Raw genomic sequence first — 12,276 nt, forward strand, 5'->3', positions numbered from 1 at the left:
TGAACCGGACACATGAAGAAAGTGTTTAGTCTATAGGTATTTTTTTTGTCCTTAATATAGATGTCAGATTAATTATTATTTTGCTTTTTATAGGTTTGAGATGCATTGTTAAGCGCTTGAATCGCCTGTTCCGCAGGCATATTTTTTAGTAAAGATGCACACTTATTGCAAAGCACACTTCCTTTACCGCGGAAAATATCACTGCTTCTTGTATCACTACATGGGTTGCGGAATATTGGTACATTACATAGTTCACATCTTTGATGTTTTTCATAATTACCATGGGTTGCTTTACTACTTTGATTATTCATAAGATTACCTCCATCACGCGTAAATCTATTATATTTTATGTAAAATCAAATTTGATATTCTGAAAAAATACAACAAATTAAGGAAGGAATAAAAAAGATTAAGACTCAATATTCATAATTGGGATGCATGATTAAAAGGGTATATTCTGATCTGAAGAACCATAAATATTCTTTAGAATACTAGAATATTTATGGAAATGCTCCAAACAATATTTATTCAGTTTGATATTAGAATATATATTCTATAGAGTATGCATACTAGAAAAAGAGTTCTATAGAACAAGCAAGGAATTACATTTATTATGGATGCTCAGGTGTCAGAGATACTTTAGATTCATTGAATGTAAATATTTAGTATTGCATTTTATAATTTCCAATGTTATACTTTCTATAAGGTACTGAAGTACCTTATAGAAAGTATAACATTGGAGGTGTTTGTATTTTGATAATAATACAAACGAAGAAGTTAACAAAGAGTTATAGCTCTCCAAATAGTGTTTATGATATTAGTTTGACAATTAATTAAGCAGCATATTGACGATTTTCATTATTATATTCATTGGTGCGTATGGTACTATATTATTGTGGAATTATATTGATCAAAAATAGGAGGTTGTATCATGAACAATAATGTTAGTCGACGCCGTGGCGTTATACTTGAAAATGCAATTTTAGATGAGGCTTGGCTATTACTTAATCAAATTGGATATAGCAAATTGACAATGGATGACGTAGCTCGTGCTGCAAAAACCAACAAAAATGCTATTTATCGCCGATGGCCACAAAAATGTCACCTTATTCTTGCTGCTGTAGAGCGAAAAGCACCACCAATAGAATTAGAAATCAGTGATCATGGTTCATTAAGAGAAGATTTAATTGCTCTATTTAAGGTTTTAGATCCAATTTTTGAAATTATCAGACCTGAGGATCTACGAGAGGTGATTTCAGATAAGTTTTCCGATACTACATCTTACGATCTATTTAGTATTGTTAATCACGAAAATGGTATTCGTAAATTAATGGAAACTATTATAACGCGGGCTAATCAGCGCAATGAAATTTCACTTTCAATAGATACTATTTCTGAAAAGGCTCTAAATTTACCTACTTTACTAATTATCAATGAAATTGTATTGTATGGAAGGCCCAATGAGACGAGTAGCGAGGATATTATTAATAATATTTTGCTTCCCATATATAAAGTACATAAATAGTTCAATCAGTAAGAATAACAGGGACTTATAACTAAGATTCCCTTGTTACTTCTTGTAAAGCAAAGAAATAGATTCAGAGAATGAATACAATTAAATCAGAAAACTTGTCAAAATTTTATGGAGAAGTGGGTAATGTGGTTAACTTGGGTTTTGAATAATGGAAGAAAAAATCTGTCGATTTTTGCGATGAACGTTGCAAGTAAAACAAGAGCATATACATACGGCTAGCGACTTTTATTTTTTGTGATTTACATTATTATGAATAAAATGAAAATACCTCATAAAGGATACGTCTGTCAGACGTTAGATTGATGATGAAAAAGTTAAAAGTGTTATAGTAACTTTAAATGGAATATTAACTAATTACATAAATTGGGTGATGAAAATTCTAAAATTTAATGAGAATGATAGTTCTTATCTATAATTAATTTAGTAAAGGAGTAAATGATTATGAAAAAATATATTTTGTTAATTGTATTACCGGTGCTTATAGGAACATCTCTTTTTACGGGATGCGCTGTAAAAAACAATAAGAATGAAAATGTTGTTCAAGCAGAAGCGGTTAATAAGCAAAATTCCATATATCTTATGGCTGGAAGGATTGAGACTGATAATCAAGTTAATGTATCTTCAAAAATTTCTGCTAGAGTTTCAGATGTATTAGTTAATGTAGGATCAACCGTAAATCAAGGTGATGCTGTCATTAAATTAGACACCCAGGATTTGCAAGCACAGATGAATCAAGCACAGGCAGCAGTAAATACTGCAAATGCAAATTTAACTAATGCTATGAATAGTTCACGCCCTGAACAAATATCTCAAGCACAAGCAACTTTGGATAGTGCTAAAGCAACCTATGATGTAGCTAAAAAGAATTATGACCGTACAAAAGCTTTAGCTGACGCTGGTGCAGCTACAGAGGTGCAGCTTGAAACTGCACAGCAACAACTTACCTCAGCAGAATCAGGACAAAAATCAGCAGAGGAACAATTAGAAATGCTTAAAAATGGTGCTACAGAAACAAGCATAAATGTTTACAAGGCTCAAGTACAGCAAGCTGAAGAAGCATTAAAAACAGCGCAGGTAGCATTAAATAATGGAACAATTACAGCACCTATTTCAGGGAAAGTTACTGTTAAAAATATAAATAAAGGTGAAATGACATCACCCGGCAGTACTCTTGTTTCAATATCTAATCCTGATGCTTTGTGCGTGAATGCATATGTACCTCTAAGCATTGCAAAAGATTTAAAAGAGGGACAAGCTGTAACTATTAAAGTATCAGAAATAGAGGAATCAGAATTTGAAGGGACCATATCAGTAATAAATTCTGAATTAAATCCTCAGAGTAATAATGTTTTAGTAAAAATAACGTTAGTAGATTCAAATTCACAATTGAAACCTGGCATGTTTGCCGAAGTTGGTGTGAGAAGTTAGGAAAGGATGATAAGAATGAAAGGGAAACGTAAAATAATAATCTTATGCATATTATGTGCAATGTTAATTACCCTTGGTGGAGTAGGTTTTTATTATTGGTATAATAATGAACACTTTGTTTCAACAGAAGATGCAAAGGTTGATGGCGATTTTATCAGTATCGCTCCGCAAGTATCAGGTAAACTTCTTGAATTTAATGCAAAAGAAGGAGAAACAGCTGTAAAAAATCAAATCATAGGGCATATTGAAGTAAGCGGTTTGAAGGATGAAAATGTTGAATCTTCTTTAATTAGAACTCCAATTAATGGAATAGTTATTAAAAAGGAGGCTGAGGAAGGACAATATGTTTCGGCTGGATCTACCCTTGCAGTAATGATTGACCCAGAAAAGCTTTATATAACTGCGAATATAGAAGAAATCAAAGTTGAAAAATTACATGAAGGACAAAGTGTAGATATAAAAATTGATCAATTTGAGGGGAAAGTATTTCAAGGTAAAGTTGAATATATAGGAAACGCTTCAAATTCAGCATTTTCACTTCTCCCATCCTCTTCAGGTGGAACTTTCACTAAGGTTGTTCAAAAGGTACCTGTGAAAATTGAACTTGAGGAAAATCATGGAAATCTTCTACCTGGTACAAATGCAGATATAAAAATACATATAAAGTAGGTGGGAGCATGGAAAATAAAAAAGAATCTTCAGGTAAATGGCTTATTATGAGCGTTGTAATTATGGCAATTTTTATGGTAAATCTAGATACCAGCATTATTAATATCTCTGTTACTAAAATGATGCAGACATTTAATGCATCCATAGATCAAATACAATGGGTTGTTAGTTCATATACCCTAACCTTAGGTGTTGTAATTCCATCAACGAGTTATTTTGGAGATAAATTTGGCACTAAAAACGTATTTGTTACGGCATTAATTTTATTTACTTTAGGTTCACTATTATGCGGTATTTCATGGAATGAGAATATAATGATAATTGCAAGAGTAGTCCAGGGAATTGGAGGGGCTTGCATAATATCGCTTGGTATGACAATATTAATGACTACTTTTGATAAAAGTGAAATTGGAATGGCTATAGGGTTAATGGGAATGTGTGTAATGGCTGCCCCAGCTTTAGGACCAAGTTTAGGTGGATATATTATTCAAAATTTCAATTGGAGATTTCTTTTTTTTATAAATCTTCCAGTTGGTATAGCTGCCATAATAATGGCTATACTCATATTCAAGAAATCAGAACATAAGTCATCAAAGAAATTTGATATTATTGGATTTTTAACTTCGAGTATAGGAATGTCCTGCGTTCTCTATGTACTTGGGAAAAGTGATTTGGACTGGAATGATATAAAAAATATCGTGCTTATGATTGTTGGTTGCTACAGTCTTATCATATTTGTTGTGAATGAATTACTCATTGAAGAACCTATGCTTGATTTAAAACTTTTAAGGAATTACACCTTTTGTATGAGTAATATTATCATGAATATTGCAATGTTAGCTCTTTATGGTGGTGTGTTTCTGATGCCAATATTCCTTCAACAAATAAGGAGACTTGATTCAATGAGTACAGGCTTGATTTTATTTCCAGAAGCAATAGCAACAGCCATATCTATGATTTTATATGGGAAAATTGGTAATAAATTTGACGTTAGGTTATTTGCTGTATTTGCATTGGTTTTGATAGGAATTAACAGCTATAGTATGTCAAAAATTACGTTGGATACAGCTAATACAGAGATTACGATTCTATTAATGATTAGAGGCTTTGGCGTGGGATTTCTTATGGCACCAGTTCAAACAGTAGGTTTTAGTGGATTACCAAAAGCGGCAATGTCAAACGCATCTGCTTTAACTAATACAGTAAAGCAGGTAGGAACTTCCGTAGGTGTCACAATTATTACAAGTATTATGCAGCATAGAAATGTGATTGATTATTCGAACTTAGCTTCACAAGTTACATCTTTTAATAAAAATAGCATGAAGTTGTTTGAACTTCTTCAAGGCGCACTTATTAAGGGGGGGATATCAAGCAGTGATGCTAAAGGAATTGCTTTAAGTAAGATTTTTGGTGAAGTTGCAAGTCAAGCGCAGCTTCAAGCGCTTAATGAGACAATGTTTATAATTTCAATCATAACGGCTATTGTAATAATTCCAACACTTTTATTAAAACAAGGTAAACAGGAAGAAGCAAAGGCAGTAGTGGCAGAAGGATAAAAAATTACTCTTGCCGTATCTAAGGGTATGGGTTCTGAAATGCGTGCACCAATGGCAGAAGCTGTAATTGGTGGATTAGTTACTTCTACAATTTTAACGTTATTTGTAGTACCAATTATGTATACAGTTTTTGATGATTTGAAAAGAAAGTTTAGAAAGAAGATTTATTCCAAAGAATCAGAAGGAACAGAAGATATTAGCGGAAATATAAGTTTATAAAGTAAAAGATAAAAGAGATTATTCAAAATTTGGTTTTGGATAGTCTCTTTTAACTATCAAGAATGAATTCAACTATGTTTAGACAAGGAGTTATGATATTATTAAAATTAACAAATATTTTTAAAAAATGGAGTGAGAATGGTGGAGATAACTAATTGGTTGAGAATAATATTGGATTCCTTACATGATGGAGTTCTTATAGCTGATAAAGATGGGATTATAAAATATACTAATCCGGCATATACAAGGATAACGGAAGTTAGTGGAAAAGATATAATTGAAAAACCTTTGTCTGAGGTTAGGATAGGATCTAGACTACCACATGTAATAAAAACTGGTGAAAAGTTATTAAGGGTTCCTAGAAAAGTAGGAGATGCTGAATATATAGTAAATATGGTGCCAATTATTGAAAGTAATGAAATAATTGGTGGCATCTCTATATTGAATGAAATAACTGAAATATATAAACTTACAGAACAATTAAATAAATCAAATTTAATAATAAGTAATCTTGAAAAAAGAGTTAAGAGCATGAATAAAGCTAGGTATACTTTTGATGACATAATTTGTGTTGATATAAATTCAGAAGAAACTAAAAAATTGTCTCAAAAAGCTGCAAGGAGTGAATCTAATATACTTATTACTGGTGAAAGTGGAACTGGTAAAGAGCTTTATGCTAATTCCATACACGCATATAGCAATAGGAAAAATGGACCTTTTGTTGCAGTAAATTGCGCTACGTTTGAGAGTAACTTATTAGAAAGTGAACTTTTTGGCTATGAAGATGGTGCGTTTACTGGGGCTAAAAAAGGAGGAAAAGAAGGCCTTTTTGAATTGGCTAACGGTGGGACACTTTTTTTAGATGAAGTATCTGAACTAGATTATGGACTTCAGGCAAAATTATTAAGAGTACTTCAAGAAAATACTATTAGGCGTGTAAGCGGACTTAAAGAAATACATATAGATGTTAGAACAATAGTAGCTACTAATAAGAGCTTAGAAAAAATGATAGAAGAAAATAAATTTAGGAAGGATCTTTACTACAGAATAGCGATATTTCCAATAAACATACCACCATTAAGAAATAGACGTCAAGATATAAAACCATTAGTAAATAAGTACATAAATCAAATGGCTTATAAAATAAAAAGAAATATTGAAATTTCTGAAGAGGCTATTAATTTGCTATATAATTACGATTGGCCAGGTAATATCAGAGAGTTGAAAAATTCTATCGAGTTTGCCGCGAATATGACAGATGACTATATTATTAATCCCGAACATCTTCCTAAAATTATTCAGACAGAGGGAATAAAAAAGAATATTATGAAATTAAAATCTCTTGAGGAAATCATAAAGGATGCAGAGATTTCCGTAATAAATGAAGCTATTACTGTTTATGGAGATACTGTTGAAGGGAAAAAGAAGGCCGCGAAAGCTTTAGGAATTTCATTAGCTACACTTTACAACAAATTAAAATAATATTTCTAAAATATTATAAATTATGCGTTTTGTATTTCTTAGTTTTTAGAATAAATTTTTAAAACTTAATTACAGGGTTATAATCTATTGAAAATGTTAACCTATACAATGTTAAAAAGATAACAAGGATTGGAGGTATTAACGACCAATTAACTAGTTTTTGATAAACCGTCAGAAAGTAATTCTAAGATTTTAGAATATTTATTGACGGTTTATTAAATTTAATATAAAAATAATGAGAGTAATAGGTCTTATTTTATATTAATAAATTTTGAAGTTAAAGATGCAGAAATTCGCATTAACTATAACAATCAAGAACGTTTTCAACATATATGAATAGTGCTTTTTTTCATATTTTTCTTAATATTCTAAAATAAATATGATAATAATTAATTTTGGCACAGCTATTGCTATATATAAAAGTGAAAATATAAATTAAAGGAGGGTTATTAATGTTAGCTATACTTGGTTTCATAACTATAGTTATCCTACTAGCACTAATAATGACAAATAAAGCTACGCCAGTGACAGCGCTAATAGCTGTGCCGACAGTAGCAGCACTAATAGGCGGATTTGGGAAAAGTACAGGTGATTTTATAATCAAGGGTATTACATCCATAGCACCAACCTGAACTATGTTCATTTTTGCAACGTTATTCTTTGGAATTTTAACTGATGCAGGAACATTTGATCCAATTATCAAGAAGATATTTAAATTAGTTGGAAGAGATCCAGTAAAAATTGTATTAGGTACAGCTATTCTATCTATGTTTGTTCACTTGGATGGTAATGGAGCAGTAACTTTCTTGGTAGTTATACCAGCATTACTTCCGTTATTTGACGCAGTAGGAATGAAAAGGACCACATTAGCAACCGTGGTAGCTTTATCAGCTGGTCTTGTTAATATGGAGCCTTGGGGAGGAGTTCCTCTTAGAGCAATGTCTGTTCTTAAGGTATCTTCTACAGAATTATTCAACCCACTTCTTGTACCTATTCTAGTAGGTGCTATATTCATATTATTTATAGATTATAGATTAGCTAAGAAGGAGGTTGAAAGAATTGGAAAAGAAAACCTTTTAAATACTGATATAGGTGAAATGATAATTGATGAAGAAAAACAAAAACTTTTTAGACCTAAATTATTTTGGGTTAATATTTTAACTATTATTATTACAATTGGAATACTTATAAAAGGAATGTTTGCACCAACAGCAGTATTCATGATTTCATTCACTATTGCTTTAATTATAAATTATCCAAATGTAAAAGAGCAAAGGAAAAGAATTGATGCTCATGCAAAGGAAGCTCTTTTGATGTCTAGTATATTATTTGCAGCAGGTGCATTTGTAGGAATTATGCAAAATTCTGGAATGATTGAATCAATGGCTAAAGTATTAATTTCTATAGTTCCTAATGCGCTTGGACAACATCTTGCGGTCTATAGGAATGCCAGCTAGTTTAATATTTGATCCAGATTCATTTTATTTTGGAGTGTTACCAGTAATTGCAGAAACTGCAAAAGGATTTGGTGTTCCAGCCATAGAAATAGGAAGAGCAGCATTACTTGGACAGATGACAATGGGATTTCCAATCAGTCCACTTACAGGTTCAACATTCTTATTGATAGGGCTTTCGGGAGTAGAGCTTGGAGAGCATCAGAAAAAAACAATACCTTATGCTTTTGCAATAACAATTGTAATGCTAATAACGGCGGTACTCATAGGGGTAATTAAATTCTAAGCATATGTATTAATAAAGTATTATATTTTAAGATTATAATTATTTAGTTTTAATTGAGTTTTAAGTGGAATTTGTAAAATGATTTAATCTATTAAGAAGTGGTTAAGGAATCTAGAATTTTAGAAAGTAGTACTAATAATTCTTAAATTCTAGAAATTCAAGTGATGCTGTAATGATTGGATGGATTCATATAAGGTAGAGGGCGGTTAATAAAGTTTTATTTCTAGTATTTTAGAAATAAAACTTTGCCTAGAAAGCTACATATTCCTCAATATAATATTCTGAGAATAGTACCTTAGGTAAATTTACAAAATTGCAGATTTGGCACAATAGTTGCTATGTATACTAATATATAAATTATTGACAATAAGGAGGTCATTAAAGTGAAAAAAGTTAGAATAGGTTCAGGAGCTGGTTATGCAGGAGATAGAATAGAACCAGCAGTAGAGATTATGAAAAAGGGAAAACTTGATTATATAATATTTGAATGTTTAGCAGAGAGAACAATAGCAATAGGACAACAACAAAAATTGAAGGATCCAAGCAAGGGATATAATGAACTGCTTGAATATAGAATGAAACATGTGGTGCCTCTATGCAAAAAGAATAGAATAAAGGTTATAACAAACATGGGATCTGCAAATCCAGTGGCGGCAGCCAAAAAAGTAAGTGAAATTGCAAAAGAATTAGGGGTTGAAGGATTAAAAATTGCGGCAGTTCTTGGAGATGACATTTTCGGAAATATAGATAAATATATGGATTACAAAATACTTGAAACAGGAGAAAAATTGGAAGCTATAAAAGAGCAAATAGTTTCTGCCAATGCGTACATCGGAACTCAGGGGATAATAGAGGCTTTAAATAACGGAGCAGATATTATAATAACCGGTAGAGTTGCTGATCCATCACTAACTTTAGCACCATTAATGTTCGAATTTGGATGGGATAAGAATAATTATGAGCTTCTAGGTAAAGGGACTTTAGCGGGACATTTATTAGAATGTGCAGGACAGGTGACTGGTGGATATTATGCTGATCCAGGATATAAGGATGTACCAGAACTATGGAACTTAGGTTTCCCAATAGCAGAAATATCAGAGAATGGCGAAATAGTAATTACAAAACTTGAAGATGCAGGTGGAATCGTTACAGAGGATACTTGTAAAGAACAAATAATATATGAAATTCATGATCCGGAAAATTATTTTACACCAGATGTTATAGCAGACTTCTCAAAAGTAACTATTAAAGAAATTGAAAAAGATAGAGTTTTAGTAAAGGGTGCAAGAGGGAAAGCGCAAACTGGGTTATTTAAAACTAGTGTAGGTTATAAAGATTGCTATATTGGTGAGGGGGAAATGAGCTATGGTGGCTCAGGAGCCTATGAAAGAGCTGTGTTAGCTGGAGAGATAATCAAAAAGAGATTAGAGTATATAAATGCACCAATTGAAGAGTTAAGAGTAGATCTGATTGGGGTAAATTCGCTATACAAAGATTCTTTAAGTAATTATCTAAATGAAGGAAAGAATGATTTTAAAGAGGTAAGACTTAGAGTTGTTGGAAGAACATTGAAAAAAGAAGACGCAGCAATAATTGGAAATGAAGTTGAGGCACTTTATACAAATGGTCCAGCTGGAGGCGGTGGAGCAAGGAAAGGTGTTAAAGAAATTGTATCAGTAGCTTCTATATTTGTACCAAGTGAAGATATAAATATAAAAGTAGTTTACGAGGAGGTATAGAAAAATGAAATTAAGAGAGATTGCACATTCAAGAACAGGCGACAAAGGAAATATTTCGAATATATCACTTATAGCTTATAAAGCTGAAGATTATAAAGTGATAAAAGAAAAAGTGACTACAGATAAAGTAAAAGAATGGTTTAAAGACATAGTACATGGAGAAGTTGTAAGATATGAATTACCTAATATTGGTGCATTAAACTTCGTTATGTATGATGCATTAGGTGGAGGCGTAACAAGATCATTATCACTAGATATGCATGGTAAGAGTTTAAGTTCAGTCTTACTGGATATGGAGATATAGAAAGTTATTTTCAATATTATAATTATTAGCAAAGGAGAAGAGGTATGGCTAATAAAATTAAAAGTGTTAGTGAAGTTATTGAGTTTATAAAAGATGATATGACGGTAATGATAGGAGGATTCATGGCAGTAGGGACTCCAGAAATATTAATTGATGCAATACTTGAAAAAGGGGTGAAAAACCTTACAATTATTGCAAATGACACAGGATTGCCGGATAAGGGAATTGGAAAACTTATTGTAAACAAACGAGTAAAAAAAGTTATAGCATCTCATATAGGCCTTAATCCTGAAACCGGAAGGCAGATGAACAATAAAGAGTTAATAGTAGATTTAGTGCCACAGGGAACATTAGCAGAACAAATTAGGTGTGGTGGTGCAGGTATAGGTGGATTTCTGACAGAAACAGGTGTTGGAACTATCTGCGAAGAAGGAAAGCAGAAATTAAAAGTAAAAGATAAAGAATACCTTTTAGAATTGCCATTGAGAGCGGATATAGCATTAATAGGAGGATCTATTGCAGACACACAGGGAAATATTTTTTACAAAGGTTCTACAAGAAATTTCAATCCATTAATGGCAACAGCAGCTGATTTAGTAATAGCAGGTGCTGAAAGGATTGTTGAGGCTGGAGAATTAGATCCCAATCATGTAATGACTCCTGGAATATTTGTAGATTACATTGTTGGAGGTAAAAACTAATGGCAGTGGAAAATGTAAAAGAATTTATTGCAAAGAGGATCGCGAAGGAATTAAAAGATGGGGATGTAGTGAATTTAGGAATAGGGCTTCCAACTATGGTTGCTAACTATATACCAAAAGGTGTTAATGTAGTTTTGCAATCAGAAAATGGTTTTGTTGGTTTAGGTTCAGAACCTGCAGAAGCAGAAACGGATAAAGATATTGTTAATGCGGGCGGACAACCAGTTACAATAAAACCAGGTGCTGCATTCTTTGATAGTGCTACTTCTTTCGGGATAATTAGAGGTGGACATGTAGATGCAACTGTTTTAGGTGCTTTGGAAGTAGATCAAAAAGGTAATTTAGCAAACTTTATGGTTCCTGGGAAAATGGTTCCTGGGATGGGAGGTGCAATGGATTTAGTAAGTGGTGCAAAAAAAGTTATTATTGCAATGACTCATACAGCTAAAGGGTTGCCAAAGATACTTAAAGATTGTAAATTACCACTTACAGCAGTAGGGAAAGTTAGCCTTATTGTTACAGAAATGGGGGTTATGGAAGTTACAAATAGTGGACTTGTGTTAAAAGAATATAATCCTAAATATACAATTGAAGAAATTAAGTCAGCTACAGAGGCGGAGCTTATTATTGCTAATGATTTATGTAAAATGCAGTAGTATTCATGAAAGAATGTTACAAATAACTAAGAATATAAGTATTTTTAGAAGTTATAATTTAAGGTGTGCTTGAAGCGGGAATTGGAACTGCTATAGTTAAGAAACAAAACACGTAAATTATGCAGAATTTATCATGATTAATTAAGTTATTTAATAACTGTAATGTAAATTTTAAATTATCCTATCTCTAAATATTTTAAGTAGTTAGAAAATAACTGATTAATATATAATGAAAAGTATTTTTCTCA

The 12,276-nt window shown here is 31.9% G+C and carries 14 protein-coding genes; 13 read left to right on the top strand and 1 reads right to left on the bottom strand.

The genetic code is table 11. From position 1 onward, the window contains the following. Positions 1-68: 68 nt before the first annotated feature. A complete protein-coding gene (locus T483_RS0123555; RefSeq protein ID WP_026889029.1) occupies positions 69-311 on the bottom strand; it encodes a hypothetical protein in 243 nt (80 codons plus the stop codon). 620 nt (positions 312-931) lie between these two features. Between T483_RS0123555 and T483_RS0123560 the strand changes: the two genes are divergently transcribed. The 13 genes from T483_RS0123560 to T483_RS0123615 all read left to right on the top strand — a co-directional run bounded on the left by T483_RS0123560 (position 932) and on the right by T483_RS0123615 (position 12,028). Further along, the gene (locus T483_RS0123560) at positions 932-1,525 is read left to right on the top strand and encodes a TetR/AcrR family transcriptional regulator (protein ID WP_026889030.1); all 594 of its coding nucleotides are present in this window, start codon (positions 932-934) and stop codon (positions 1,523-1,525) included. A 450-nt stretch (positions 1,526-1,975) separates the two neighbouring features. Beyond that, the gene (locus T483_RS0123570; RefSeq protein ID WP_026889031.1) at positions 1,976-2,962 is read left to right on the top strand and encodes an HlyD family secretion protein; all 987 of its coding nucleotides are present in this window, start codon (positions 1,976-1,978) and stop codon (positions 2,960-2,962) included. A 15-nt stretch (positions 2,963-2,977) separates the two neighbouring features. After that, positions 2,978-3,631 (top strand): HlyD family secretion protein, encoded by a 654-nt coding sequence (locus tag T483_RS0123575; protein WP_026889032.1) that lies wholly within the window; start codon positions 2,978-2,980, stop codon positions 3,629-3,631. A gap of 8 nt (positions 3,632-3,639) precedes the next feature. After that, positions 3,640-5,187, top strand: coding sequence for a DHA2 family efflux MFS transporter permease subunit (locus T483_RS0123580; protein WP_026889033.1), 1,548 nt, complete (start codon positions 3,640-3,642; stop codon positions 5,185-5,187). Positions 5,188-5,190: 3 nt separating this feature from the next. Beyond that, entirely contained in the window at positions 5,191-5,406 is a 216-nt protein-coding gene (locus T483_RS0123585; RefSeq protein ID WP_278247483.1) for an efflux RND transporter permease subunit, read from the top strand. Positions 5,407-5,547: 141 nt separating this feature from the next. After that, a complete protein-coding gene (locus T483_RS0123590; protein WP_347460383.1) occupies positions 5,548-6,888 on the top strand; it encodes a sigma-54 interaction domain-containing protein in 1,341 nt (446 codons plus the stop codon). Positions 6,889-7,340: 452 nt separating this feature from the next. Then, entirely contained in the window at positions 7,341-7,520 is a 180-nt protein-coding gene (locus T483_RS32285) for a hypothetical protein (RefSeq protein ID WP_242841918.1), read from the top strand. Between the two features lie 3 nt (positions 7,521-7,523). Further along, positions 7,524-8,345, top strand: coding sequence for a citrate:proton symporter (locus T483_RS32290; RefSeq protein ID WP_242841919.1), 822 nt, complete (start codon positions 7,524-7,526; stop codon positions 8,343-8,345). After that, entirely contained in the window at positions 8,335-8,628 is a 294-nt protein-coding gene (locus tag T483_RS32295) for a hypothetical protein (protein WP_242841920.1), read from the top strand. Before T483_RS32290 ends, T483_RS32295 begins: the two co-directional genes overlap by 11 nt. 383 nt (positions 8,629-9,011) lie before the next feature. Next, a complete protein-coding gene (locus T483_RS0123600) occupies positions 9,012-10,367 on the top strand; it encodes an acyclic terpene utilization AtuA family protein (RefSeq protein WP_026889036.1) in 1,356 nt (451 codons plus the stop codon). A gap of 4 nt (positions 10,368-10,371) precedes the next feature. After that, positions 10,372-10,671: an AtuA-related protein gene (locus tag T483_RS0123605; RefSeq protein ID WP_023975780.1), complete on the top strand. Its 300-nt coding sequence runs from the start codon at positions 10,372-10,374 to the stop codon at positions 10,669-10,671. A 44-nt stretch (positions 10,672-10,715) separates the two neighbouring features. Beyond that, positions 10,716-11,372 (top strand): acetate CoA-transferase subunit alpha, encoded by a 657-nt coding sequence (gene atoD, locus T483_RS0123610; protein ID WP_026889037.1) that lies wholly within the window; start codon positions 10,716-10,718, stop codon positions 11,370-11,372. Beyond that, positions 11,372-12,028 carry a 3-oxoacid CoA-transferase subunit B gene (locus T483_RS0123615; protein WP_026889038.1) on the top strand — a complete coding sequence of 219 codons (657 nt, stop codon included), beginning with the start codon at positions 11,372-11,374 and terminating at the stop codon, positions 12,026-12,028. The genes atoD and T483_RS0123615 overlap by 1 nt, the downstream gene beginning before the upstream one ends. Positions 12,029-12,276 lie beyond the last annotated feature (248 nt).

The sequence above is a fragment of the Clostridium beijerinckii HUN142 genome, assembly GCF_000621745.1.
Taxonomy (GTDB): Bacteria; Bacillota; Clostridia; order Clostridiales; family Clostridiaceae; genus Clostridium; species Clostridium beijerinckii_A.